Source organism: Sneathiella limimaris (genome assembly GCF_012932565.1).
In the GTDB taxonomy this organism is placed as follows: Bacteria; Pseudomonadota; Alphaproteobacteria; order Sneathiellales; family Sneathiellaceae; genus Sneathiella; species Sneathiella limimaris.
This window is the reverse complement of sequence record NZ_JABBYJ010000001.1, coordinates 1,285,857-1,312,636: the sequence shown is the minus strand read 5'-3', so window position 1 is coordinate 1,312,636 and position 26,780 is coordinate 1,285,857. Positions and strand designations below refer to the sequence as shown.

Here is a 26,780-nt window from a genome sequence, read left to right as displayed (position 1 = left end):
GTCAGCTCTCTTCTTATCCTTGAAACTTCGCATATTTTCGTTAGCATGCCTTGCCCGCCCGTGCAGAAACACGATAGAATAAGGCATGAAGAAATTTGACCCCCTAGACCTCAAAAAATCTGGTCAAGAAGCAATGCGCCTTTGCGCAAAGGATGGCTGCCCAGAGCCAGGGGAATTTCGTGCGCCTAAATCACGACTAATGGATCGAGGGTCAGACAACGATTACCAGTGGCTTTGTCTAGCGCATATTCGGGAGTTCAACAAAAACTGGAATTTCTTCGATGGAATGAGTGACGACGAAGTCCTTCACTACAAAACTGAAGATATAACTGGACATCGCCCAACCTGGAAATTGGGAAGTCGAGCTGGACGACCCAAGGCCGATGTACATTATGACGATCCCTTTGAATTTCAGCGAGACGGTGAGTTTGGTGAATACGCCAACCGCCGGCAACAGCATCAGGACACAAATGGAACTGAAAATCTGGACGAAGCTCATCGCCAAGCTTTGGCGACCCTAAACCTTGAACCAGGATGCACGATTGCAGACATCAAAAAACGTCGGAACGAATTAGCTAAGAAATTTCATCCCGACATTCGTGGCGGTGACAAGCAAGCAGAAGAAATCCTAAAAACCATAAATCAGGCATATACGCACCTTCTGTCTTGCACTCCCTCCTGAAAACACCGTAAATAAAAGAATAGAGCAGTATACGGAACGATTATGACGCCATTAGAACTTGCCGGAGAGGCACCGGAAATAAATTTGCCCGACATCAAAGTATCTGTCAGAGACGTTTTTGGCCTGGATTCTGATCTGGAGGTTCCGGCCTTTAGTGTCAAAACCGAGCTAGTCCCTGACCTTGATCCGACTTATGTTTTTGACCACGACACAACCATGGCCATTCTCGCTGGCTTCGCCTTTAACCGACGGGTGATGGTTCAAGGATATCACGGTACTGGTAAGTCTACGCATATCGAGCAAGTAGCTGCGCGTCTGAACTGGCCATGCGTCCGGGTCAATCTTGACAGTCATGTCTCTCGTATCGATCTGGTTGGTAAAGACGCCATTGTCCTTCGGGATGGCAAACAGGTAACTGAATTCCGCGAGGGTATTCTGCCTTGGGCGCTCCAGTCCCCTACAGCAATTGTGTTTGACGAATATGATGCAGGTCGTCCTGATGTAATGTTCGTGATCCAGCGGGTTTTGGAAGTTGAAGGTAAGTTGACCTTACTCGATCAAAACAGAGTGATCCGTCCACATCCAGCATTTCGGATGTTTGCGACAACCAACACCGTGGGACTTGGCGATACAACAGGCCTCTATCATGGCACTCAACAATTGAACCAGGGTCAGATGGACCGCTGGAACATTGTTACGACGCTGAACTACCTTCCTGAAGAAGCGGAACGCAAGATTGTTCTATCTAAGCTTCCAAGCTATGACACGGAGGAAGGCCGGAAAACCATTCAGTCCATGATCGCTTGTGCTGAACTTACACGGGCTGGGTTTATCGGCGGTGATATTTCAACTGTGATGAGCCCCCGTTCAGTGATTACTTGGGCTGAAAATGCTGAAATTTTTGGTGATGTAGCCTTTGCGTTCCGAGTTACCTTCCTGAACAAATGTGATGAAATGGAGCGGCCAATCGTCGCTGAATATTACCAGCGGAGCTTCGGTGTCGAGCTTCCGGAATCTGCTGCCAACATTGCAGGCTGACCCACGTGTCTTTTTCAAAGCACAAGGAAAGCCGGGCTGAGCAATTCAAGCGGGCAGTAACATCAACCATGCGGGCCATGTCGGAAGACAAAGAGCTGGCCGTTACTTTTGGAAACGACCAGCCAGGCCTCAGCGGTGAACGCGCGCGGCTGCCAAATCCGCAACGGGACCTGCCAACGGAAGACATCCAGAAAATTCGGGGACAGTCCGATAGTATGGCGCTTCGCAAGCGTTATCATGATGACAAGGTCCATAACAAGCTGATGCCACAAGGCGGCGAAGCAAAAGCTGTCTTTGATGCAATTGAACAGGCCCGGGTGGAAAGCCTCGGCGCAAATCGGATGCAAGGCGTATCCGATAATCTGTTCAAGCAGCTTGATCAACGCTGCAAGGAAATGGGCTTTGAGCGGGTCTACGATAAAGCCGACGCTCCAATTGCAGAAGTCGTTGGGCTTCTTGTTCGTGAAAAACTGACAGGGACACCGTCTCCATCCAGCGCGACCAATATGCTTGATCTGTGGCGAAAAGAACTGGAGCTTAAAGGCGGCGATGATTTCCAAGCGCTAATCGACGCGGCAACTGACCAGGCCGAGTTTGCAAAGGCTGCAAGACAGCTACTGAAAGATCTCGATCTTTTTGATGATGCGGATGGAGCAGATGCTCAGGACGATTCTGAAAGCGATGGAGATGACGGAGAGCAGGAACCCGAATCTGAAAGCAGTGGTGCTGAGGGCGATGACGAAGCCCAAGATGCCAGTGCTGCTGAAGACGCGTCCGCTCAAGAAGGTTCCGGAGAAGATAGCTCAGAAACTGAGGCAACCGAAAGCCTTGAGCAGGATGCCTCTAGCTCTGGCGACGAGGCAGGGCAGGAGAGAAAAGCATCCTACCCAGATGATTTCCGGAATTTCTTGGAAGGCCCGGCCTATAAAGCCTTTACAACCGAATTTGACGAAGTCGTTGAAGCTCTCGACTTAACCGAACCGGAAGAGCTTTCAAGGTTGCGCCAACAATTGGATCAACAACTAGAAAGTCTACAAAGTCTGGTCAGCCGGTTGGCAAACCGTTTGCAGCGGAAACTACAGGCACAGCAGAACCGATCTTGGTCCTTTGACCTGGAAGAAGGTATTCTGGATGCCGCAAGGCTCTCTCGCGTCGTTGCAGATCCATTGCTCCCTCTCTCCTTTAAACAGGAAGAGGATACGGATTTCAGGGATACGGTCGTAACACTGTTGATCGATAATTCCGGCTCCATGCGCGGCCGACCTATTTCGATTGCAGCGATTTCAGCGGACATCCTTGCTCGCACACTGGAACGTTGCGGTGTGAAAGTCGAAATCCTTGGCTTTACTACCCGCGCCTGGAAAGGTGGACAGTCCCGAGAAAAATGGTTGTCCGAGGGTAAGGAGGCCAATCCAGGTCGCCTGAATGACCTTCGACACATCATCTACAAACAGGCAGACATGCCATATCGGCGTGCGCGCCAATCATTGGGCCTGATGCTGAAAGAAGGACTTCTGAAAGAGAATATCGACGGGGAGGGCCTGCTATGGGCTCACAATCGTCTGCTAGGTCGTCCTGAACAGCGCCGTATTCTCATGGTTATCTCCGACGGCGCGCCTGTTGACGATAGTACATTGTCCGTCAATCCCGGCAACTATCTGGATAAACACTTACGTGATGTCATCAGCTGGATTGAAAAGAAATCCTCTGTTGAGCTGATTGCCATTGGAATTGGTCACGATGTCACCCGTTACTATCAGCAGGCAGTAACGATTATTGACGCCGAACAGCTGGGTGGTGTCATGATGGAGCAGCTGGCTGATCTGTTTGATGAGAACAAACCAGCCAGAAAGACCGGAACTAGCTGGTAGCCGTCAACCGATTGTTTTCTTAAGGAAATCGGTTGTCCGCTGCCAGGACAGCATGGCGTCCTCTTCGTCATAACGGCCACCTGACGGATTTGCAAAAGCATGGTCAGCTTCGTACCAGTGAATATCTGGCGCAGGCTGGCCAGCCTTTTCCATCTCCGTGACGAAACCATTGACCATTTTCTCATTTATCCACTGGTCTTTAGTTGCGAAATGCCCCAGCACAGGTCCCTTCAGGGATTTGAGGGCGGCGGCTTCACGCGTTACATTTCCGTAATAGATAATGGTTCCATCCGCTGGAGAAGCAATTGAAGCATTTAGGGACCAGCCTCCTCCAAAGCACCAGCCAACAGTTGCAACCTTACCTGTGCTTCTCTCGTGCAAACGAAGCCACTCCATCCATTTAACTAAAGTCTCCGTGGCAACGGGTGCTTGAACCGCTTGCATATTGGCTCTGGCCTCATCTGGCGTTTTAGCGACCTTTCCCCCATATAAGTCAACTGCCAGTGCTACATAGCCCATCTTACCAAGTTCTGCTGCAACCGACTTGATCTGGTCGTTCAAGCCCCACCACTCGTGAATCAAAAGGACCGTTGGTGCCACTTCCACTTCTGGATAAGCAACTGTCGCCGAAACGGGGGTTCCATCATCTAATTTTAGAGTAACTTCACTGAGAGTTGCGGCCGCAGCCTTCGCCAACATAGGACTGGAGAGAACTGTTGCCAACGGAACCGCAGCAGCAGTTTTCAAAATATCTCGTCTTGCATGCATTTGACATTCCCATAATTTTTATCGCCCCACTTTGAAATAAGGAGAGATTCGGGGAAAACAAGTTTGCAAGAATTCTCTATAGCTATAGACAACAAAAAAGCGAGCGGCTCACGGGCTCACTCGCTGATCTGTTCAGATAACTGTTCAGGCGTAGGTTTACGCGGCTGCAGCAGCTTTCTTGACTTCGCGTTTAACGCGACGTGCCTGCAGAGACAGGTTTTCGTCTTTAGCTTTCATCAGGAAGTTATCCAGACCACCATTATGTTCAACAGAACGAAGAGCGGCAGCAGAAACTTTCATGCTAAATGAGCGGCCAAGAGCTTCTGACATCAAACGGACGTCCTGAACGTTTGGCAGAAAGCGACGGCGAGTTTTATTGTGAGCATGGCTGACATTGTTGCCGGCCTGAACACCTTTACCTGTCAATTCACAACGACGGGCCATAGCGCACCTCATTAGAAGAAATAAAACAAAATACCGGCCTTCTCAGCCGGTTGTGAAGACGGCTTTTAAGCAATGGATCCGCGTCCGTCAAGTCTAATCCACCAAAAAACCTCTATTTAGAGAAAAGGAACTAAAATCCGCCCCTATTTTTTCATGAAAATCCCTAAAACTGCTCGCGCAGCAGCCGTTGGGCTCAATTTTCCGTCTCGAACATCCTCTTCCATAGCGCTAAGTTTGCTGGCGACTTCCGTATCTGTTTTCAGGTGATTCATCAAACTGTCTTCAATTTCTGACCACATCCAGGCGGATGATTGCTCTGCCCGTTGAACTTCCAACTCGCCCGCGTCTCGTCTGGCATCCAGATATTCGCCGATCGTCTGCCAAAGCTCCTCAATACCGATTTTTTTCAAAGCTGAAGTCAATAGAACTTTTGGTGTCCAGCTTTTGGTTTTGGGTCGCATCAGGCGAACGGCACTGCGATATTCATTGGCTGCCCGCTTGGCTACCGGAATCAGCTCACCGTCGGCCTTATTGATCACAATAATATCTGCAAGCTCCATGACACCGCGCTTGATGCCCTGCAACTCATCCCCGCCAGCAGGCGCCAGCAACAGCATGAAGAGATCCACCATGTCCGCAACAGTTGTCTCAGATTGTCCTACACCAACGGTTTCAATCAAAATGACATCAAAGCCCGCAGCTTCACAAAGCAGCATGACTTCCCGTGTGCGACGCGCCACACCACCCAAGGATCCCCCTGAGGGAGAGGGGCGAATAAATGCATTAGGATCCCGGCTCAGCTCCTCCATCCGGGTCTTATCGCCAAGAATAGACCCTCCCGTGCGTTTAGACGAAGGATCAATCGTTAGAACTGCAACCTTCAAACCTTCGCCAGTCAGAAACTTGCCGAAGGCTTCAATAAAGGTGGATTTTCCCACGCCCGGAGTCCCCGAAATACCGATGCGGATAGATCCGCCTGTACTCGGCATTAGCTCATTCAGCAGGGCCTGCGCTTTTTCCTGATGATCCGGCCGAATTGACTCTGCCATGGTAATGGCACGCGCCAGCATCCGCCGGTTTCCCTGTCTGATCTGATCGGCGATATCCTCAATTTCACTTGAGTTGATTGTTGTTGAATTGCTCATACACATGGGTATGAAAAAATACGCGCCCGTCGTCAAGTAGAATGCTATGTTACGGGTTAATTGAGATGACAAGCGATCTCATTTACTGCTGGCGAGGAACTTTCGAACATGATGGCACCAATTCGAACCGTTGAAATGCATACAGGGGGTGAGCCTTTACGCATTATCACAGATGGTGTCCCGGTCCCTGAAGAGGGAACCTTGCTCGACAAACGTCGCCACTTGAAAGAAGAGGCTGATCAGTATCGGCGCTTCTTAATGTTTGAGCCTCGCGGACACATAGATATGTATGGAGCGCTCATTGTTCCAGCCGATCATCCTGAGGCTGATTTTGGGGTCATTTTCATGCATAACGAAGGCTACAGCACCATGTGTGGCCATGCGATCATCGCACTTGGGCGCTATGCATTAGACTATGGCCTTGTTGAAAAGACTGGAGAGCCAGAGCAGGCCATTAATATTCAGTGCCCGTGTGGTCTGGTCAAAGCCCACGTGACGGTTACAAATGGTCATACAGGTGCCGTTCGGTTTGAAAGTGTGCCCGCCTTTGCCTATCGCATCGGACAGTATGTCAACACGGCTGAATTTGGTCCCGTTGAATTAGACCTGGCCTATGGCGGTGCCTTCTATGGAATTCTGGATGCCTCTTCCGTCGGCCTTGATTTAAAAACCTCTCCCATCAACACTATCGTTCAAACGGCAAATCAACTGGCGGCGGCAACAACTCAGCAGATTGAGATCACTCATCCGGAAGAACAGGATCTTGGGTATCTATATGGAATAATATTCACTGATGGCTCTATCGGATCAGAAGGAAACCCCAGTCGCAATATTTGCGTTTTTGCCGACGGTCAGGTGGATAGAAGTCCTACAGGTTCAGGCGTTACTGCGCGTCTTGCCGTTACGCACGCCAAGGGACTGTCCAAGCCTCATCAAGCCCATAATTTCGAAAGTGTCACTGACGCCGTATTTTCTGGTCAAATCCTGACTGAAACGCGTGTCGGGCCCCACAAGGCGGTAACTGTTGAAGTCAGTGGCCGTGCCCATTATTGTGGCCGCGCTGAATTTGTAATGGAAAACGACGACCTGCTGGCGAGCGGCTTCCTGCTGAGATAGGAATAGAGATGTCCAATACCCCCAAATCGCTTAAAGACCATGCCGAGCTTGCCGTCCAAAAAGCGTACGCACCCTATTCCAAGTTTTCTGTTGGCGCCGCAATTCTTCTCGAATCCGGGGAAATTTATACAGGCTGCAATGTTGAAAACATCTCATCGGGTTTAACTGTTTGCGCCGAAAGAAACGCCGTCGGCAAAGCTGTTTCTGACTTGGGCGGCGGCATTCGGATAAAAGAAGTCTTTGTTACAAACATCAATGAGCACGGGAAGACCATTCACTGTTCCCCTTGCGGCGCCTGCCGACAAGTCCTGGCAGAGTTCTCAACACCAGAAACTAAGGTCAGTTATCATGGTGAGGGAGATATCACCACCACCACCATGAAAAACCTGCTACCAGACGGTTTTGACCACTATTGATCCGAAGCCCTTACCCTTCGAAACCTTTTAGGAAACTAGAAATATTAGCCCCGAGAAAGTCGCGGTTATAGCCACCTTCCTGAACCAGCACAGTCGGCATATCCAGCTCTGAAATTGCGGCTCCGATTTGCCCAAAACCTCCTGTAGTGATGGAAAGCCCGATCAGCGGGTCCCCTTCAAAAGCATCCAGCCCCAGTGCAACAAACAACACATCAGGAGCATAAGATCGCAATGCTTGCTTGGCCTGCTCCAGATAAGGCATATAGTCCGCATCACCTGTTTGCGGGGGAATAGGGATATTTAGGTTATATCCCTCACCATCGCCTTCACCACGCTCATGCGCATAACCAGAGAAGAAGGGATAGAAATCAGTTGGGTCACAATGAAGTGAGATAGTCAGCACGTCACTGCGGTTATAGAAAATCCCCTGTGTCCCGTTTCCATGATGGACATCCACATCTAAGATGGCGACCCGATTAACTTCGCTCAGGGCATATTGGGCAGCGATCGCAACATTATTCAGAAAACAAAACCCACCGCACATATCCTGAAAGGCATGATGTCCCGGTGGACGACAGAGAGCATAGGCTGAACCAGCTTCTGGTAATTGATCAAGAACCAACTCAGTCGCGGTCAACGCTACATTGGAAGAAGCAACAGCCGCCTCCCATGTCCCTTCACCAATCGGGGCTGACATATCTGTTGTATAATATCCAACTTCGCCGACAATGCCTTCTGGCATTGAGTTCATACGCCTACCCGGATGAATGTTGGGCAACACCTCTTCATTTTCCATTCCAGCAGCCTTCCAGCGCTCAGAAATGGTTTCCAAAAAATAGAGGTAACCGGGATTATGAACAGCCCCTCGGGGTTTGGGCCCAAAATCCATGGACTGAATAACTTCATGACCAGCTGCCTCAATGCCGGAAAGAAGCGCATCAGCACGTCCTGGCACTTCCTGAGGCTCATGAAAGGTGCCTGACTTGAAATAGGTTTTTGGATGATGCCGGGCGTGATCCGGACTAAAAACGACCTTCATTTCCTGCCTTTCTAATTGGGGCTATTCTTATCCCTATAGAAGGCAGGAAATGTTAGAAAAGGTCAAGCGGCCTGTTGTTTACGGATTAATTCCAGAACTTCGGCAGCTGCTGCAGGAATATTTGTTCCAGGGCCATAAATTGCTGAAACACCTGCACTGTAAAGGGCATCATAATCCTGTTGAGGGATCACACCGCCGCAAACCACAAGGATATCATCAGCACCTTGGGCTTTTAGTTCCTCAATAATCTGTGGCACCAGAGTTTTATGTCCAGCCGCTTGAGAGGAGATGCCGATCACATGAACATCGCTTTCAATGGCATCTTTGGCGGCCTCTGCTGGTGTCTGGAACAAAGGTCCAACATCGACATCGAACCCAATATCGGCAAAGGCTGTCGCAATGACTTTAGCGCCGCGGTCATGTCCGTCCTGGCCTAGTTTCACAACTAGCATACGTGGACGACGACCCTGTTCAGCGGCGAACCCTTCAATATCTTTCTGAATTTGCTCAAACCCAGCATCACCTTCGTATGCCGAGCCATATACACCTGAAATGGACTTAATTTCAGCCCGGTGGCGGGTAAAGACTTTTTCCATAGCGTCTGAAATCTCCCCAACAGTCGCACGCTCGCGTGCAGCATTTACACAGAGCTCAAGGAGGTTAGCGTTACCTTTTGCCCCTTCAGTCAGCGCATCCAACGCTGCCTGACAAGCCGTCTCGTTTCTGTTAGCGCGGATCTTTTCAAGACGGGCAACCTGCTGACGCAGAACCTCGGTATTATCAACGTCCAAGATTTCAATATTACTGTCGTCTTCCTTCAGCGCGTATTTATTAACGCCGACGATGGTTTCTTCACCCCGGTCAATGCGGGCCTGTTTTCGCGCTGCAGATTCCTCGATCTGCAGTTTCGGCATACCGCTTTCGACAGCTTTGGTCATACCACCCAGTTCCTCAACCTCTTGAATCAGCTTCCAGGCATCTTCAATCAGGGAGTTGGTCAGGCTTTCTACGTAGTAACTGCCACCCAGCGGATCGACCACGTTAGGAACACCTGTCTCTTCAGCGAGGATAAGCTGAGTATTCCGGGCAATCCGGGCAGAGAAATCGGTTGGTAGCGCGATCGCTTCATCCAATGCATTTGTATGAAGACTTTGGGTTCCACCCAATACAGCCGCCATGGCTTCATAGGCAGTGCGGATCACGTTGTTATAAGGATCTTGCTCTGTCAGGCTTACTCCGGATGTCTGGCAATGTGTCCTAAGCATCAAGGACTGTTCTTTCTGAGGATCAAACTGTTTCATCACTCTGGCCCAAAGAACACGAGCAGCCCGAAGTTTGGCGACCTCCATGAAGAAGTTCATACCAATAGCAAAGAAGAAACTGAGCCGAGGCGCGAACTCATCAATTTTTAGACCTGACGCCATAGCCGCGCGGGCATATTCAAGGCCATCTGCAATTGTGAACGCCAGCTCCTGAACCTGGGTCGCACCGGCTTCCTGCATGTGATAACCAGAAATTGAGATGGAATTAAACCGCGGCATATTTTTTGACGTGTAGCCAATAATATCCCCAATAATCCGCATGCTCGGTTCTGGTGGATAAATGTAGGTATTGCGAACCATGAACTCCTTCAGAATATCATTCTGAATTGTGCCGGCCAGTTTGTCCGGTGTTACCCCTTGCTCTTCAGCCGCGACAATATAGTTTGCGAGAATCGGAAGCACCGCACCGTTCATGGTCATGGATACAGACATCTCATCGAGCGGAATCTCATCGAAGAGGATTTTCATATCCTCCACAGAATCGATTGCCACGCCTGCTTTACCGACATCACCAACGACGCGCGGATGATCGCTATCATATCCACGATGCGTTGCTAGATCGAATGCAACGGAGAGGCCTTTTTGACCGGCTGCAAGGTTACGTTTGTAGAACGCGTTTGATTCTTCTGCGGTTGAAAAACCTGCATATTGGCGGATAGTCCAAGGCCTGTTGGCATACATACTGGCGCGAACGCCCCGTTTAAAGGGGGCAAATCCGGGAAGTTCTTCTTCCAGAGCCAAAGACTTGACGTCATCCGCAGTGTAGAGCGGTTTAACCGTAATCCCTTCAGGTGTTTCCCAGTTCAGCTCATCTAATGACCGACCGCGAAGCTCCTTTTCGGCCACCTCTTTCCATGCATTCAGGCTTGCTTTCGGAAACTCGCTCATCTTCTCAATCCCTCATTTTTTGGCGCAATATTGCACCGCAACAGTAACGCTTGTCAATTTGACAGAACGAAATGCCCTTTTTGCTTATTATATATGTTTCATGCCTTTTTAAGCTAGATCGCATGCGATTTTCAATAACAAAGCAAACACTTGTTTGGTTTAGAAGAATAGGAAGACCCAAAACGGCCCAACGTATGAAACAAGAAGTCGAGCTTCCAACCTTCTCTGCCTTTGCCTTCAGCGCCAAATGTTGCTATCAGAGAGCTTCCGCTTATATCTTGAACGATATACCCGATTGTATGACTTAAGTTGATCCTGTGGCAGCATCCTCCCCAAAAACAAAAGAGTTTAGCCCAGTTACCGCCGTATTGGGCCCAACCAATACTGGGAAAACCCATTTGGCAGTCGAGCGGATGATGGCTCATACAGATGGCATTATCGGCTTGCCGCTTCGACTTTTGGCTCGGGAAATATATGACAGGGTCGTCGCGATCAAAGGAGCTGCCAACGTTGCTCTTGTAACAGGCGAAGAAAAAATCACGCCCCCTCAGGCCTCTTATTTCATCTGCACAGTTGAGGCGATGCCACTCACCCGCGACTTTCAATTCCTGGCGGTGGACGAAGTTCAACTCGCGGCCGACCCTGAACGGGGGCATGTCTTTACAGATCGTCTTTTGCATGCGCGTGGAACCCATGAAACGATGTTTTTGGGCTCTAGCATCATAAAAGGCTGGATCCAAAAACTGATCCCAAGAGCCAAGTTCATCCAACGGAAGCGGTTTTCAGAACTGACCTACAAGGGCGCCAAAAAGCTATCAAGGCTTCCAAGCCGAACAGCGATTGTGACCTTTTCCACCAATGATGTGTATGCGATCGCTGAACTGGTTCGTCGCCAACGGGGCGGCGCTGCCGTTGTAATGGGTAGTCTGTCACCGCGAACCCGAAATGCACAAGTAGAGCTTTATCAGTCTGGCGATGTGGATTATCTGGTGGCGACTGACGCCATCGGCATGGGCCTCAATATGGATATCGACCACGTCGCCTTTGCCAGCACTTACAAGTTTGATGGGCAAATCAATCGAAGCCTCACCGCAACCGAAATGGCGCAAATCGCGGGCCGAGCCGGTCGGCATATGAATAACGGTAGCTTTGGTACCACAGCGAATGTGCCCCCAATGGACGAAGACCTGATCGAGCAAATTGAGAACCACCAATTTGAAGCAGTCAAACAAATCCGCTGGCGAAATCGGAATTTGGCTTTCAATACAGTTCGGGATTTGCAAAGAAGTCTTGAGGTTCCCTCAAAGCATAGCGGACTAATTTCTCCGCGGGAACCAGACGACTACAAGACACTCATGTCACTTGCCAAAGATCCAGATATCCAAAAGATTTCCCATGGCAGCGCTGCGGTACGTCGGTTATGGCAAGTCTGTCAGGTTCCAGATTTTCGAAAAACCATGCATGATGTGCATGTGAAACTGCTCAAACAGATCTTCATGAATTTGCAAGGTCCGTCGGGTAAGTTGCCAACGGATTGGATCGCCGGGCACCTTGAAAAACTGAAGAGAACTGATGGAGACATTGATACTCTTGCAACACGGATTGCCCATACGCGAACATGGACATATATTTCCCATGTACCGGATTGGGTCAATGATTATAAATATTGGCAAGACGTTGCACGTGGAATAGAAGATAACCTGTCAGATGCCCTGCATGAGCGTCTGACTCAAAGATTTGTAGATAAACGCACCGCAGTACTGGTGCGAAAACTGAAAGACAGAAGTCAATTGGAAGCCGAAATTAACGAAATGGGAGATGTCCACGTCGAAGGACATTTCATCGGAACTTTGAAGGGTTTACGTTTTACATCGGACATGTCTGTAAGTCACACCGATGCCAGAACGCTGAAAAATATTGGAAACAAAGCCGTCGTTAAAGAGCTCAATGCGCGGGCTCAAGCCCTTTCGCAGGCTGAGGATGACGCTTTCTCTCTCAGTGAAACTGGTGAAATCCTTTGGAATGAAATGCCTGTTGGCAAGCTCTCCAAGGGAGATTCTGTCCTTCGCCCTAAAGTTAATCTTCTGGCAAGTGAACAGCTCAACGGTGCTCCATTGGAAGCTGTCACCAAAAGACTGAATACGTTTGTAACTGATCAGATCAATACGCGTTTGGCGGCATTGGTAAAACTTGCCGACCTGCCACTGACTGGCACAACTCGCGGTATTGCCTATCAAGTGAGTGAAGCCCTCGGTGCCATGCCCCGCTTCAAGCTGAATGATCAAATCCGCACTTTGGATAAAAAAGATTTCGGTCGCCTTAAATTTGGCGGACTGCGTGTAGGCTACGAGCATGTCTTTATGCCGCTTCTGTTAAAACCAGATCCAACACAGCTTCGTATTCTTCTTTGGGCTATCCATGAAGAGCGCGGTCAAATACCACCGCCGCCACCTGCAGGCCGGGTTTCCTATGAAGTTACGGAAAAACTTCCTAGGGAATATTACCTGACCGCTGGTTATGCCCTGATCAAAAATTTGGCAGTCCGTCTGGATATGCTCGACCGTTTGGCGGGTCTTCTTAGAAAAGCGTCTCGCGGTCTTCTGGAAACAGAGGAAAAACCAGCTGCAGCATTGACTGAAACCAGCGAGGCAACCGCTGAAGAAACAAACGCAGAAGGAACCAAAGCGGAAACTTCAGCTGAAACAGTGGAAGCGCCTGCGGAAGCCTCACCCGAGACACCCGTAGCGGAAGAAAAACCAACATCAACTGAAGCCAAGGCGAAAGAGCAGGACAAAAAGAACCTGCCTCGCAATCTGCCCTTTAAACCAACCCATGAGATGCTGTCTCTCGTTGGCACAACAAAGGAACAGTTTACGCTGATCCTTGAACATCTTGGATATGAAGCCTCAGGCGAAGGTGACGATGTCACTTACAAGAAAGTCGGCTTCAAAAAACGGAAGTTTAAAGGCCCCAAAGGCGATGGCGCCAAGCCTCAGAACAAAAAAGGCAGTAAGCCTGGCAAAGGGCCAAAGACCCCTAACAAATTTAGCAAAGCAAAAGACAAAGGATTCGATCCCAACTCTCCTTTTGCAGTCCTAAAGGGTCTAAAAACCAAATAAATGGCGGAAGCTGACCAAAATCCGCAAGCCACAATCCGCGTTGATCGCTGGCTGTGGTTTGCGCGTTTTTTCAAAAGCCGAAGCCTGGCCGCTAAAATGGTGCAATCTAAAAAAGTTCGCATCAACAGCGTTGTCGTCAGCAAACCCAGCGTCACGGTAAAAGTTGATGACGTGCTCACCTTTCAGCAGGCCAAAGAAATTCGGGTCGTGAAGATTTTGAAAATTGGGGAGCGCCGAGGACCAGCACCTGAAGCTCAGACGCTTTATGAAGATCTGGCACCTGTCGATCAGAAAAAAACTGATGAAAAGAAAAAGGCGGCATCCAAAACCTTTATCCGGGAACCTGGAAGCGGCCGCCCGACGAAAGCGGATCGACGGGCACTAGACAAATTAAAGAAACTGACCGAAGAATAATGCAATCTAGCTTTGCAAGAGACCAGTCATGACAAACACAAAAGATCTTAAGAAATATTTCAAATCCTGGGATGAAGGCGAAATCGGTTATTTTAAAATTGCGCCGATCAAACTAAGTGTTACGACAAATGCCAAAGACCTTGAACAGGCTGCTCGCGAAGCCGCAAAGGAAATCGAGGCTGAAGTATCTTACGCCTGGGACCTTGGGGAAACTGAAAGCGAAGCTTGGTGGCTTGAATGGGGTGGCTTCCACCTTGAAGAAGAAATTCCTTACTACGCAGCTATCACTCTACCCGAAGCTAAAAAACAGATTCAAGAATTCGACCCTAATGATAATGAGTTTGAATGTGATTCTATCGATGAGTTCAAGGAGATACTATTCAGCGCCTATGATGAAGAGCTCACCGCTAAAGACCTAGATAGAGGCTTTGCTGAGTGGCTCGGTACACTCAAGCCAGATGTTTTAAAAGTCCTGACCCATGACCTAAAAAGCTGGACCAGCCGCGCAAAATAACATCTGCTCAGTTTCGAAAGGCCAGGTAGGCCGCATATATCCGGGTAAGTGTAGTAACCCAACACATACCCGCAAATATAAGTGCTATGAAACCGAAGTAATCTGGCAGCAGGCAGAAGAGAATAAATACCAAAATGGTTTCAGCTCCTTCTGCCAATCCACCTAGATAATACAGCGATTTCTGTCCGCGAATATCAGTTGAGATTTTGTATTTTTCCGCCATTACCGCATAGGTAAGAAACGTTGCTGCCGTTCCCATAAAGCTGAAAATCAGAAAGGCTGCGGGAACAGCATTCTCTGGGCGGGCAACTGCAAATGCAAAAACGACCCCGGAATAGAATATAAAGTCACAAACGATATCCAGATATCCGCCAAAGTCAGATAGCAATGTCTGACGTGCGACAGCTCCATCCAACCCATCAAACAATCGGTTAATGAGAACCAGCGTCAGCGCCAGTAAATACTGCTCCCAAATAATTGCTGGAATGGCCGCCATTCCAATACAAAATCCAAAAATGGTAATTGAGTTTGCAGAGGCCCCTGTTTTTGCAACCACCTTCCCCAATCTATTCAATGGAGGATCAATTACTCGTCTCAAGGATGCGTCAAACATATAAAGCGATATTTTCCTGGTCAGCTGCAGTATTTAAAGAATGTCCATTCTGCCCATAAATACGAGATTCGAAAAGGTTATTTACTGTTCCTTCACAGGGATTTGAGAGTTACTGGAACCGTCCAACCCGATGTCAGAAAGACTAAGCTTCTGTTAACCGTTGACGAGTAAACTGGCGCGGAAGTCTGTAGAAAGTTGTGATCATAATGCCAATGCTCAGAAAATATGAAGCCGCCGTATTTAATGAGGACGTCCTTAACGCCCTGCAAAATGGTGAACGGCACAAAGATCTGTCCGATGATTGGGCAGATACCCACTATTTTGAGCTAAAGGCAAATACTCTACAGGAAGCTTGGAGCATGGCTAATCGTAAATGGCGAGCCGAGCATGGCTTTGTCATCAAAGCCATTGAAGAGATGGATCTGGATTAATATCCTGCGTAGTAAGGGTTCGTGCCCTCAGCATGATCGGTTACGTCTAGAACCCGCTCAATACTTGGGACAGCGCGCTTAATCTCGACTTCAACTCCCTGCTTCAAGGTCGCATCCGCCATACCACAACCCTGACAGCCACCGGCCATTTCAACATAGGCTGTTTCTTCTTGGATATCGATTAGAGAGATATAACCCCCGTGGGCCGCAATCGCTGGATTGATCCGGGTTTCCAAAAGGATACGAATAGATTCAGCTTCAGGCGTCCGAAGACCCGGACGATCCTCACCGTCATGATCGCTTTCTTTTTCCATGCGATCAAACCGCACTCGGAAAATCTCTGGCAAAAAATGTTTTAGCGTATTTTCAATTTTGATCTGAGTACCGAAAGCAGGTGTTGATAGACCACTACTGTCCATAGCCAGTGTCACTGTTTTTTCAGATGGATCGTATGTTTTGAAGGCAACATCACCGCCATCGTCCAAAAGTTGCGGACGAATACGCTCTTCAACCAATTCTTTGATGCTATCGACCATCTTCTGATCTTCTGCGGAATAAGACGTCTGATCTTCAGCGTCTGCAACAGGCCCGTTCAAAACGGGCATTCCGGTCATGTAATGATCCATTATCGCGGCCAAAACCATGGGTTTCAGCTGGATCCACATAGCACCCTTCTCATCTTTGGAAAGCTTGGTAATTGTTATGCTGTCCTCGGCAAGTTCCACAGCCTTTACACTTGGAATATCAAAAAGCCGGCTAGCCAAAGGAGATTGCTCACGCGCAAGGTCTGCATCGGCAAAGCTCACACTGCCACTTGGCAGCACCTGCCGACCAGGCAGAAATTGCATTTTATCTTCGTCGGATAAAGGCAAAGTCTGTATGAACATGAACGTAACTCCAACTCACAAGGTTCCATCAACCATGTCTGCTATCAAAAATTTGGATCGCAAACAAGCTCTATCCATTAGATAAACCCTTTGCCTGCCGATGCAAGGCTGTTTAAACAATCAAACTGTAGCCACAGGATTTGCTGGGGAGCCGACAGCTCCGGGCAAACGAAGTGGAGGGGCCGTCAGGAAAAACCGCGTTCGACCGGCTGTCTTTAGCCAATCATTTAACTCTGTCAGATACCAAAGCTCTCCCAAATGGATACCAAGTTTAAACAGACAATGTTCATGTAGAGGTAATGCCGCACAACATCCTTCCCCTTTTTCAGCTGGATAGGATTCCACCGCATAGTTGTCCGCAATAATGACTGCTAGTTTGCTATCTGTGACCCAGTTCAGCAATTTGCCATCCCGACCGTTCAGAGCTGAGCAAGAGGAATGGAGCTTGTCCTTGTCTGGTTTTCCTGCCATTTCAACCAGCATCTGGGCAAAACCTGTATGCAGGCAAAGCATGTCACCCTCTTCAATCTCAGCGCCCGTTTTATCCATGACGCGCATCAGATCGTCATATCCAACCGATACATGCTCGCGGCCATATTCTGATGCCAGGTCGACCATTACCCCGCGTCCCTGCACACCCGTTTCGGCCATTCTCTCAATGCCGAGTGCACCAGCATACATTTGGCCATCATGGGCTTCGGTTCCGATGTGCTCAGCCGCGGAAAAACCATTATAATAAACGGCCTCAGCAACGCCATCACCGTTGGCATCAAACTCCTGCCCTACATGGGATAACCCATCCCATTGGGAGGAATATTGTGTGTGCAATAGCACCGCATCATCACTGATTACGTCTTTGAAATTTGGGAAATCTGCTGATAATCGGTAATTGCTATTGGGTTTATCGCCTCTAAGCGTAGCTTGCAGGTGTGGCGGATGCCGCCCAGCGTTTAGCGCATTCCCCCCTGGCAGGTTCAGGGGCAGACTGAGGCAGAAACGCTCACCCGTGATGATCTCACGGGCGGCGGTTTTTATTTTTTCTGCTGTAATGAGGTTCAGACGGCCAATTTGATCGTCTTCCCCAAAGTCTCCCCAGTTAGAGCCGTCTGGCCTCTGTTTCCATCGCTTCATCTTCCCCTCCCTATTTTTGGTTTTTATTGTATTTAACAGATGGATTGGGAAGCAGATGTCAGTATCTAAAGTTGCTTCCTTTACGATCTAGGATTCGTAAAAGCCCAGGCCACTCAAGAGCAAATTTTCCATCATTCGCCGCAAACTGGCCAAGTGCAGTTTCACACACTTCAACAGGGGGGATAATAATTTCAGATCCGCCTGCCAACGCATCAATTTGAGCCTGACATGACTTTTCGAGATAGAAAATCCGCCGGAACGCTTCGGCAACTGTAGAGCCCACAGTCAGCAATCCGTGATTCCGAAGGATCATTGCGATATTGTCACCCAGGTCCCTGACCAGACGTTCACGCTCATCCAGATTAAGGGCAATGCCCTCATATCCATGATAGGCGAGACGGTTATAGAACATCATGGAATGCTGCGAAATGGGCAAAAGCCCTTGTTTCTGAGCTGACACAGCCATTCCAGCTCGCGTGTGGGTGTGCAATACACAATCAACGTCATGACGAGCACCATGAACCGCACTATGAATTGTGTAACCAGCTGGATTGATGTGAAATTTAGTTTCATCCAGCACATTGCCGTCGATATCAACTTTCACAAGACTGGAGGCCGTAATCTCATCAAAAAAGAGACCATACGGATTGATCAGAAACTGATCTTCTGTTCCCGGGATCCGAGCCGAGATATGGGTGAAAATAAGATCTGACATGTCATAGTGGGCAACAAGTTGATAGCAAGCTGCCAAGTCCACCCGTGTTTGCCATTCCTCTTCAGACACTTTGCCCTTAAGGCTTGGGACCATATCTTCGATTAAATCTACACCCATAGCTCTTTCCTCTCTTTTTGTTTTTTTGATCTGTTACCCTTGAACAGATTTAAGCATGTTCCGTCCGATCACCATTTGCTGGATCTGCGTCGTCCCTTCATAAAGACGTAGCAGGCGCACATCGCGATAGAACCGTTCCACCTTATATTCTGCCATATAGCCCGCACCGCCATGAATTTGAACAGCACGGTCAGCAATTCGGCCTGCAGCTTCAGTTGTAAACATCTTACAACATGCTGCCAGCATGGAAATATCATCACCAGAATCGAATTTCTTAGCCGCATCACGCGTCATGGAAACGCCAGCATAAAGCTCGGCCTTGCTATCTGCCAGCATCGCCTGAACCAGCTGAAACTCACCGATAACCTTGCCAAACTGCTTTCGTTCAGCCGCATAGTTGAGAGCTTCTTCCAAAATTCTCTCGGAGATGCCTGTCGCGACGGAGCTCAAGTGCAAACGGCCACGGTCCAGGACTTTCATGGCGGTGTAAAAACCTTGACCTTCCTCACCCCCTAGTAGGGCTGATGCTGGAACACGCGCATTTTCAAAAATGACGTCACTGGTTTTCGTGCCCCGCTGACCCATTTTTTCATCAGCCTTCGCGATATGGACACCTTCTGTGGCCGGATCGACAAGGAAAGCGGATACGCCGCCAGCTCCTTTATTATTACGGTCAGTCCGTGCCATCACGGTCAGCATCCCAGCCCGCAAAGCATTCGTGATATAGCGCTTGGTGCCATTCAAAACATAATAGTCACCATCACGGTCGGCCGTTGTGCGAAGGGATGCCGCATCAGACCCGGCATCGGGCTCCGTCAAACAGAAGGATGAGCTAATTTCACCAGTCGCCAATCTTGGCAGATACTGTTTCTTCTGCTCTTCCGTTCCGGTCATGACAAGGCCCTGGCTTCCAATCCCAACAGTCGTCCCGATAACGGAACGGAAAGAGAGTGAAGCCTTGCAAAGCTCGTGAATAACTTCACACTCTTGCAACATACTCAGGCCAAGCCCGCCATATTCTTCGGGGATGGAAAGGCCAAACAGGCCTAGCTCCCGCATATCTTGAATTATATCCTCTGGGACATCATTTGTTTCTTCAACAATGTCTTCCGCAGGGATCAACCGTTCGCGGACAAACCGGCTAACTGCGTCTTTCACTTGATTGAATGTATCCTGGTCAAGTGCCATTCCATTTCCTTTTATTATTATTCGTTGTTTTGAGCCTTTCGAAACCAGCCTATAGGGGGACGGCTGACTTCCGTTCGTTTTTTTCGACGCTCTATTGTATTTTTAAAGTGAGCAAATGAAAAGATGTCTCTCCGATATTTTCAAAAGGACAAAAGTGACCGTTTAAAAATTAACCCTCGACACGCATTGTCCTGTTCTACTATCCAAGACCTAGCACGTTTCATCGAAACCAGACAGGTAAGCCATTGACCCGAAGCCTCTCATTTGTTTTCCATTTAGTTTCCATCATAAGCCTGCTTCTATTCGCTGGAACAATAAAAGCAGATGAAAGCTCAAAACCTTTTGCGGCAACAATTTTGAGTGATAGCGTCCTTTCCGGAGGGTTTGTGCAGGGCTTGGCGATCAAGGACAGCCTGCTAGCAACAGGCAACGCTAATATCGAGATCCGACCAGTTAGTGATCCTATTACCCGAACAAAATCATTCATGGAGGGATCCGCAGATTTCTGCATCTGTGATGTTGATGTGTACTATGCGCAGGAAGGCTTACTTGGCTATGACACCGAAAATAGTGGTCCCTCTGAAATCAGGCTGGTTTTAGCCTCGAAAACAAATTTTGCAGTTGGTCTTGGACTATCAACAGACATTGGATCTAAAGCAGTTTCAGACCTTCGAAACCAACCTGTTCCGTGGATCAGAAAGTCACCTCAATTAAACGCTTATATGACTGCATTTCTTGCCTATGGCGGACTGACTTGGCAAGACGTTCAGCAAATGACTTACCCTAACTTTGAGCAAGCTAGGATCGGGTATGAAAAAGGTCAATTGTCGGCAATCATCGTTCCCTTGGGATCAAGTGCGGATCAACAACAAACAGCCCCACGCCGTCCGTACCAAATGGCAAAAATCGATCCGAATCAGAAGGCCGCGTGGTCACGATTGAAATCGGCAGCGCCCTATATAGAAAGCTCAAATATATTTCCGGGTATCGGCCTGACCAGTCCTTATCCGCTTCTCGTTACATCTGCATCAGAGGACAGAGAGAAGGTCTACCAACTCACCAAGCTAATCTCTGAAAACTTGAACGACTTATCAGAACGCGTTGCTGGTGGGGAAAACTGGCACCCAACCTGGCAAAACTTTTCATGGATTTTGCCATACCATGAAGGGGCCGTTGACTATTTCAAGGAGCTGGGTATTTGGACCCCGCAAGCGCAAATCCATCAGGAATTCTTAGTAAGCCGACAAAAACGCCTCGTCAAAAGCTTTGACGACTTCTCGAAACAGACACCGTCACCTAAGAATTTCGCATACGAATGGCAAGTTTATCGGGCGGATGCACTTTCCAAACCAATTGAATAGACTTACCCAGACTTTTCCCCCGTTCGATCTTGTGCTATTGCGTGGCTCACGATATCGAAACTTAAAACGGGTTGCCTCATGAAAAAAGGTGTGTTGATCGCGATTTCCCTCATCCTGCTAGTCTTTATTGGCGGGGTGGCTTTTATATACGCGTCCATTGGCTCCGTTATCTCCGAAACACTTGCGAAACAGGGAAGTGATATTACGCAAACCAGTGTTACTGTGGGGGAGGCTGACTTTTCAACGACTTCCGGCCTCGCTGCAATTGACGGATTACAAGTGGCAAACCCTGCGGGATTTAATTCTGAGCTCGCGTTCAACTTCGACCGAACTGAACTTTGGATCGATCTGGAAACTTTAAATAGCAAAGCTCTTCACATCAAATCCCTCGTCGTCCCCTCCTTTGAGGTCTTTTATGAAATCGCTGACAATACGGATAATCTTCGTACCTTAAAAAAGCAGATCGAACGCTCAATAACTACAGGGGTTGGCGCGGATAGCAAGAAGCTGATTATTGAGTCCCTACAGCTCAAAAATGGTGTTTTAGTTGTCGTTTCAGATAGCCTCCAAGGCGCAAAGAAAACAGCAACACTTGAAACGATCAGCCTGTCAGGCGTTGGTGTTGATCAAGGTGGGGTGACAACCGCTCAACTTGCCGAACTTCTGACTATCCAGATTTTGCGGGCCAGCACAATTGCCGCACTTGAGACTGACTTGCCTCTAGATGAACAGGCCCGCAACATCATGAACGGCGCCCTTGATGAGACTCAGAATGCAATAAAGCTCTTTAAGGATCTGATCAAATAAGGAACTTCATGCTATAAGTATGGAGAACAAAGCTAGGCAAAACATCCAACGAAAGCCCCATTTAATGACATTTGTATTGCCGTTTTGGCGATCCCATGCGTAAATTTAAAAAACAAAAGCGTGTGTTTGGGGGAGTGTAGTGACTGAAACATCAAGCGATAGTCCTTATCGCAGTGATAACAGGCGCCAGGAATTGATGGCGGCGGCGGCCCATTTATTCAATCAACGGGGATATGACGCGACTTCTATGCGGGATATCGCTCGGGAAGCCGGAATGTTGGCTGGCTCAATGTATTATCACTTCCCTTCAAAAGATGATCTCATCATCGCGACCTACGAGGAAGGAACGCGTCTGATTACTGAAGCGGTTCTAGAAGCGATTGAGGCTATTGAGGATCCGTGGGAGCGCCTTGATAAGGCTGCAATCGCCCATATGAATACCCTTTTTGGCGGAAATAATTTCTCAATCCTCCTTTGCGCAGACATCTCTCGGACTTCACCAGCACTTCGTATTCGACTGATTGAAATTCGGGACAGCTATGACAAGCTCTTTAGCAACCTAATTGACAGCCTCCCCCTGCCCTCAGATGTAGATCCAACCTTACTTCGATTGAGCTTATTAGGATCGCTTAACTGGTCTTCGAGTTGGTACCGGCCAGGTGGTCAGACACCTGAACAAATTGGGTCTTTCTTCGTTCGACTATTGCGTGATGGATTAAAAGACTAAAAGTTATTTATACATATTTTTTGTGTTATATTTTTTTATTTACATACTTAATTTATAAAATATATTGGACTTGATGTGTTGATTATCATATGAGTGCGTACAATATTGGCATATGAAATTGGCTAAAGCCGGTTGACGGCAAGCGCATATGCGTAAATATGAAGGTTATTGATCGGGAACAAACTGGCGGAAAGCCATTTATGGATTAATAACCGCTTGAGCTAGGAAAAGGATGCTTCATCGCATCCTCAAGATGCTGCACCAATTAGAAGCGAGTAGCAAAGTTGAGTGAATTAAAAGCAGAATTGGCAGCCGGCCCTGAAAGCCGTACTGCCCTCCCATCAGTTGTCATCAGATTTGCTGGCGACTCAGGGGATGGAATCCAGATCACAGGTAGCCGTTTTACGGACACAACTGCATTGGCAGGGAATGATCTGGCAACGTTTCCAGACTTTCCGGCCGAGATCCGGGCACCTGTCGGAACAACCTTTGGTGTCTCCGCTTTCCAAATCAATTTTGGCGCACGACATATCGAAACTCACGGCGATGATCCGAATGTTCTCGTCGCGCTTAATCCCGCAGCGCTCAAAGTGAATATCAACCGCTTGAAAAAAGGCGGTAGCATCATTGTCGACACAGGTTCTTTCAATTCCAGAAACCTGAAAAAAGCGGGCTATGATGAGAATCCACTCGAGGATGGATCCCTTTCTGATTACAACATTTTGGAAGTCGATATTTCCAGGCATGTTTTGGAATCTGTAAAAGACTTTGGCCTTAGCCAAAAAGAAGGCCTGAGATGCAAAAACTTTTGGGTTCTGGGCCTTGTCTATTGGATTTACGGCCGAGACAGGACTGACACTGTTAATTGGTTGAAAGCCAAATTTGCCAAGCGCCCTGAAATCGCTGAGGCCAATATAGCCGCCCTGAATGCCGGCCATGTTTATGGTGAAGCCGCCGAACTATCAGATAGTATAGGTCTTTTCTCAGTTGCTCCTGCGGAAATGAAGAAGGGCCTCTATCGGACCGTAACAGGTGCAGAAGCACTGGCTTGGGGACTTGTTGCTGGATCGGAATTAGCTGGGCTTGATATTTTCTTTGGCTCATACCCAATTACACCCGCCTCACCCATCCTGCACTCACTCGCTAAACTGAAACAGTTTGGGGTTCAGACATTCCAGGCTGAGGACGAAATCGCCGCTATTTGCTCCGCGATTGGAGCCTCTTATGCAGGTGCATTGGGAATCACCTCATCTTCTGGTCCTGGTATCGCCTTGAAAGGTGAAGCAATCGGCCTTGCAATTTCTACAGAATTGCCGTTGGTCATTGTGAACTCCCAGCGTGCAGGTCCATCCACAGGCATGCCAACAAAAACTGAACAATCTGATCTCTATCAGGCAGTTTATGGGCGAAACGGAGACGCACCACTGGCAGTTGTCGCTGCCCATGGTCCGGGCGACTGTTTTGAGGCTGCGATTGAAGCCTGCCGGATTGCCACGAAATATATGACACCTGTTATGCTGCTGACCGACGGATATATCGGCAATGCGGCAGAGCCTTGGTTAATCCCTTCCATGAAAGATCGTGAACCGTTCAAAGTTACTCACGAAACGAACCCGGAAGACTTCCATCCATTTGATCGGGATGAAAAAACACTGGCTCGTAAATGGGCTATTCCTGGAACGCCCGGACTGGAGCACCGGATTGGCGGTATTGAGAAAGAAGACGGTGCAGGTCATATTTCTTATGACCCTGCTAACCATCAGCGGATGACAGATCTTCGTCGTGACAAGATCCTGAATATTGCCAACGACATACCGAAGGCAAAACCTGAACAGGGACCTGAGACCGGTGATCTTGCTGTAGTTGGATGGGGATCAACCTTTGGACCCATCAGTCGCGCTGTTGCGAACAAGCTCAGTGAAAACAAGTCAGTTGCCCATATTCATATACGTCACCTGTGGCCATTCCCAGCTAACCTGGAAGAACTGCTCAAGGGTTACAAGAAAGTCATTGTTCCTGAAATGAATGATGGCCAACTCAAAACTGTCCTTCGGGATCAATATCTGCTGGACGCCATACCGGTGACAAAGGTAACCGGACAACCGTTCAAAATCAGCGAAATCGAAGCTGCGATCGACGCTGCATTGGAGAGTTGAGATGAATGTGATTGCACCCAAAGATAAAATGAAACCTGCGGATTTTGCCTCTGACCAGGAAGTCCGCTGGTGTCCTGGTTGCGGTGACTATGCGATCCTGAAAGCCGTACAACGGACTTTACCGGATCTGGACACACCGAAAGAAAACTATGTTTTTGTTTCTGGTATTGGTTGCTCCTCCCGCTTCCCGTATTACATGTCAACTTACGGCTTTCATACAATCCATGGTCGGGCGCCAGCTTTTGCAACAGGCATCAAGCTTGCAAACCCTGAATTGGATGTCTGGATGGTCACAGGTGATGGCGACGGATTTAGTATTGGTGGGAACCATATGCTCCACGCGCTTCGCCGGAATGCAGACATGCAAATCTTGCTTTGCAATAACGAGATTTATGGTCTGACAAAGGGACAATATTCCCCAACATCCGAGACCGGGTTAAAAACGCCTTCTTCTCCGACCGGTTCAGTGGAAAGCCCATTGAAACCATGTGTGTTTGCTCTTGGTTCCGGTGGACATTTCATTGCCCGCGGTTATGACACTCAAAAGACATTGCCAGAAATCCTGAAACGGGCCCATGCCCATAAAGGAACTTCATTGGTTGAAATTCTGCAAAACTGTATCGTTTATAATGATGCCGTTTTTGACAATGTTCTGGCACGTGACGTGGCCTCTGACCGCCAATTGCATCTGGTCCACGGAGAGCCAATGATCTTTGGCAAAGATAGTGACAAAGGCATTCGCTTTAATCCGTTGACCTTCAGCCTTGAGGTTGTCACGCTCGGTCAGGATGGCATCACTGAATCCGACCTGTTGGTTCACGATGAAACCAATAAGTCTCTTGCAAGTTTGATTGCTGAAATGGGGGGGGATGACTTCCCGACAGCGTTTGGCGTTATCTATTGCAATCCAGCTGCAACGTATGATGAGAACATGACTAAACAAGTTGAACAAGCTAAAGCGTATGACCCAGAACCCTCTCTGGATGCTCTTCTTCGTCAAGGGCACACTTGGGAAGTCTAAGGTTCTGTAGTTACGATCAAAATTTCCAAAGCCGATGCTCTACGCATCGGCTTTTTTGTTTTGGTGTAAAAGCTGATATGCTCCCGATGGAGGGAGATGTCAGTTGACCAATGATCCGAAAGTCAAATTGCTGGAACAAAAAGCAAGGCTACTTGCCATCATGGAGAGTAGTGACACTGATGACGATCCAGTCGAACTCGATCAGACGCGTATGGGGCGCCTGTCCCGTATGGACGCGCTGCAAGGGCAAGCAATGGCTCAAGAAACGCGCAGGCGCAGAGAAGTGGAACTTAAGCGCATTGAGGCCGCATTAGAACGTATTGCATCCGGAGATTATGGATACTGCGTTACCTGTGAAGAAAAAATCGCGGACAAGAGGCTGGAGCTTGATCCCAGCACTCCAACCTGTATCGACTGCGCATCTAAATAGGGCTTACTCGTCCATTTTCCGAGCGGCCCGCTTCTGCCTCTTGGTTTTCGCTTGTAAGTAATTCAAAAAAGCGACAATTCCCCAGATTGGCAAGACAATAACAGCCCCTAACAGAATATATTCAGCCGCCCATCTAACTGTCGAAAGTGCCCACCGATAAATTGCACCTATCGTTCCTGTCAGATCTTCAAACAACTCAAGCGGTGTAATTTCCAGCCAGGTTAAAACCCAGCCAACCAGAAATGACCCAATCAGTAGTTTAACAATTAAAGATCCGATATTGTTTGGCATATGCTTGCCTGCTCCACATCCCGCTCAACGATAAGCAACCGATCATAAGACCTGTTTTTGACAGTTGCCAGTCAAAACAGAAAAAAGCCCGATAGAGACTACCGGGCTTTTCTTTTAACTAGTGAATTA

General features: G+C 48.4%; 26 protein-coding genes. 15 read left to right on the top strand and 11 right to left on the bottom strand.

Annotated features, from left to right (window positions below; translation table 11 throughout):
• The first annotated feature begins 85 nt into the window (after positions 1-85).
• From HH301_RS06355 to cobT, 3 genes are read left to right on the top strand one after another with little or no spacing between them, the layout of a single operon-like run.
• A complete protein-coding gene (locus tag HH301_RS06355) occupies positions 86-682 on the top strand; it encodes a J domain-containing protein (protein WP_169567695.1) in 597 nt (198 codons plus the stop codon).
• A 42-nt stretch (positions 683-724) separates the two neighbouring features.
• A complete protein-coding gene (gene cobS, locus HH301_RS06350; protein WP_169567694.1) occupies positions 725-1,720 on the top strand; it encodes a cobaltochelatase subunit CobS in 996 nt (331 codons plus the stop codon).
• A gap of 5 nt (positions 1,721-1,725) precedes the next feature.
• Positions 1,726-3,591: a cobaltochelatase subunit CobT gene (gene cobT / locus HH301_RS06345; protein WP_206378200.1), complete on the top strand. Its 1,866-nt coding sequence runs from the start codon at positions 1,726-1,728 to the stop codon at positions 3,589-3,591.
• A gap of 3 nt (positions 3,592-3,594) precedes the next feature.
• Here the strand turns inward: cobT and HH301_RS06340 are convergent, their stop codons facing one another.
• The 3 genes from HH301_RS06340 to meaB form a co-directional block, all read right to left on the bottom strand.
• Positions 3,595-4,359, bottom strand: coding sequence for a dienelactone hydrolase family protein (locus HH301_RS06340; protein ID WP_169567693.1), 765 nt, complete (start codon positions 4,357-4,359; stop codon positions 3,595-3,597).
• Positions 4,360-4,515: 156 nt separating this feature from the next.
• Positions 4,516-4,803, bottom strand: coding sequence for a 50S ribosomal protein L28 (gene rpmB, locus HH301_RS06335; RefSeq protein WP_169567692.1), 288 nt, complete (start codon positions 4,801-4,803; stop codon positions 4,516-4,518).
• A gap of 143 nt (positions 4,804-4,946) precedes the next feature.
• Positions 4,947-5,948 carry a methylmalonyl Co-A mutase-associated GTPase MeaB gene (meaB, locus tag HH301_RS06330; protein WP_169567690.1) on the bottom strand — a complete coding sequence of 334 codons (1,002 nt, stop codon included), beginning with the start codon at positions 5,946-5,948 and terminating at the stop codon, positions 4,947-4,949.
• A 108-nt stretch (positions 5,949-6,056) separates the two neighbouring features.
• On the opposite strand from meaB, the gene HH301_RS06325 reads away from it, so the two are divergent.
• A complete protein-coding gene (locus tag HH301_RS06325; protein WP_206378199.1) occupies positions 6,057-7,064 on the top strand; it encodes a proline racemase family protein in 1,008 nt (335 codons plus the stop codon).
• Between the two features lie 8 nt (positions 7,065-7,072).
• A complete protein-coding gene (locus tag HH301_RS06320; protein WP_169567688.1) occupies positions 7,073-7,480 on the top strand; it encodes a cytidine deaminase in 408 nt (135 codons plus the stop codon).
• A gap of 10 nt (positions 7,481-7,490) precedes the next feature.
• On the opposite strand, the gene HH301_RS06315 is transcribed toward HH301_RS06320, so the two are convergent.
• Positions 7,491-8,519 carry a histone deacetylase family protein gene (locus HH301_RS06315; protein ID WP_169567686.1) on the bottom strand — a complete coding sequence of 343 codons (1,029 nt, stop codon included), beginning with the start codon at positions 8,517-8,519 and terminating at the stop codon, positions 7,491-7,493.
• Between the two features lie 62 nt (positions 8,520-8,581).
• Positions 8,582-10,729, bottom strand: coding sequence for a methylmalonyl-CoA mutase (gene scpA, locus HH301_RS06310; RefSeq protein WP_169567684.1), 2,148 nt, complete (start codon positions 10,727-10,729; stop codon positions 8,582-8,584).
• A 317-nt stretch (positions 10,730-11,046) separates the two neighbouring features.
• Here scpA and HH301_RS06305 point away from each other — a divergent pair, with 317 nt between their 5' ends.
• The 3 genes from HH301_RS06305 to HH301_RS06295 are packed head-to-tail and all read left to right on the top strand — an operon-like array spanning position 11,047 to position 14,776.
• The gene (locus tag HH301_RS06305) at positions 11,047-13,848 is read left to right on the top strand and encodes a helicase-related protein (RefSeq protein WP_169567682.1); all 2,802 of its coding nucleotides are present in this window, start codon (positions 11,047-11,049) and stop codon (positions 13,846-13,848) included.
• Positions 13,849-14,262, top strand: a complete 414-nt coding sequence (locus tag HH301_RS06300; RefSeq protein ID WP_169567680.1) for an RNA-binding S4 domain-containing protein — start codon at positions 13,849-13,851, stop codon at positions 14,260-14,262. It abuts the gene before it with no gap.
• Between the two features lie 28 nt (positions 14,263-14,290).
• Entirely contained in the window at positions 14,291-14,776 is a 486-nt protein-coding gene (locus HH301_RS06295; protein WP_169567678.1) for a hypothetical protein, read from the top strand.
• Positions 14,777-14,783: 7 nt separating this feature from the next.
• On the opposite strand, the gene HH301_RS06290 is transcribed toward HH301_RS06295, so the two are convergent.
• Positions 14,784-15,389, bottom strand: a complete 606-nt coding sequence (locus tag HH301_RS06290; protein WP_169567676.1) for a CDP-alcohol phosphatidyltransferase family protein — start codon at positions 15,387-15,389, stop codon at positions 14,784-14,786.
• A gap of 206 nt (positions 15,390-15,595) precedes the next feature.
• On the opposite strand from HH301_RS06290, the gene HH301_RS06285 reads away from it, so the two are divergent.
• Positions 15,596-15,820: a hypothetical protein gene (locus HH301_RS06285; RefSeq protein WP_169567674.1), complete on the top strand. Its 225-nt coding sequence runs from the start codon at positions 15,596-15,598 to the stop codon at positions 15,818-15,820.
• Here the strand turns inward: HH301_RS06285 and HH301_RS06280 are convergent.
• The 4 genes from HH301_RS06280 to HH301_RS06265 all read right to left on the bottom strand — a co-directional run bounded on the left by HH301_RS06280 (position 15,817) and on the right by HH301_RS06265 (position 19,858).
• Complete coding sequence (locus tag HH301_RS06280; protein ID WP_169567672.1) at positions 15,817-16,707, bottom strand: NifU family protein; 891 nt, start codon at positions 16,705-16,707, stop codon at positions 15,817-15,819. The two genes, HH301_RS06285 and HH301_RS06280, sit on opposite strands and share 4 nt — an antisense overlap.
• Positions 16,708-16,827: 120 nt before the next feature.
• A complete protein-coding gene (locus tag HH301_RS06275; RefSeq protein WP_169567670.1) occupies positions 16,828-17,838 on the bottom strand; it encodes a cyclase family protein in 1,011 nt (336 codons plus the stop codon).
• 58 nt (positions 17,839-17,896) lie between these two features.
• Positions 17,897-18,670 carry a class II aldolase/adducin family protein gene (locus tag HH301_RS06270; RefSeq protein WP_206378198.1) on the bottom strand — a complete coding sequence of 258 codons (774 nt, stop codon included), beginning with the start codon at positions 18,668-18,670 and terminating at the stop codon, positions 17,897-17,899.
• 33 nt (positions 18,671-18,703) lie between these two features.
• Entirely contained in the window at positions 18,704-19,858 is a 1,155-nt protein-coding gene (locus tag HH301_RS06265) for an acyl-CoA dehydrogenase family protein (protein WP_169567669.1), read from the bottom strand.
• A gap of 356 nt (positions 19,859-20,214) precedes the next feature.
• Here HH301_RS06265 and HH301_RS06260 point away from each other — a divergent pair, with 356 nt between their 5' ends.
• The 6 genes from HH301_RS06260 (at position 20,215) to HH301_RS06235 (ending at position 26,360) form a co-directional block, all read left to right on the top strand.
• Positions 20,215-21,219: a TAXI family TRAP transporter solute-binding subunit gene (locus HH301_RS06260; RefSeq protein WP_169567667.1), complete on the top strand. Its 1,005-nt coding sequence runs from the start codon at positions 20,215-20,217 to the stop codon at positions 21,217-21,219.
• A 78-nt stretch (positions 21,220-21,297) separates the two neighbouring features.
• Positions 21,298-22,026, top strand: a complete 729-nt coding sequence (locus HH301_RS06255; protein WP_169567665.1) for an AsmA family protein — start codon at positions 21,298-21,300, stop codon at positions 22,024-22,026.
• Positions 22,027-22,165: 139 nt separating this feature from the next.
• A complete protein-coding gene (locus HH301_RS06250) occupies positions 22,166-22,753 on the top strand; it encodes a TetR family transcriptional regulator (RefSeq protein WP_206378197.1) in 588 nt (195 codons plus the stop codon).
• Between the two features lie 284 nt (positions 22,754-23,037).
• On the top strand, positions 23,038-24,909 hold the full coding sequence (locus HH301_RS06245) for a 2-oxoacid:acceptor oxidoreductase subunit alpha (RefSeq protein ID WP_169567663.1): 1,872 nt from the start codon (positions 23,038-23,040) through the stop codon (positions 24,907-24,909).
• Position 24,910: 1 nt separating this feature from the next.
• Positions 24,911-25,930, top strand: coding sequence for a 2-oxoacid:ferredoxin oxidoreductase subunit beta (locus tag HH301_RS06240; protein ID WP_169567661.1), 1,020 nt, complete (start codon positions 24,911-24,913; stop codon positions 25,928-25,930).
• Positions 25,931-26,033: 103 nt separating this feature from the next.
• Entirely contained in the window at positions 26,034-26,360 is a 327-nt protein-coding gene (locus tag HH301_RS06235; RefSeq protein ID WP_206378196.1) for a TraR/DksA family transcriptional regulator, read from the top strand.
• Between the two features lie 3 nt (positions 26,361-26,363).
• Here the strand turns inward: HH301_RS06235 and HH301_RS06230 are convergent, their stop codons facing one another.
• Positions 26,364-26,651: a DUF6460 domain-containing protein gene (locus HH301_RS06230; protein WP_169567659.1), complete on the bottom strand. Its 288-nt coding sequence runs from the start codon at positions 26,649-26,651 to the stop codon at positions 26,364-26,366.
• Positions 26,652-26,780 lie beyond the last annotated feature (129 nt).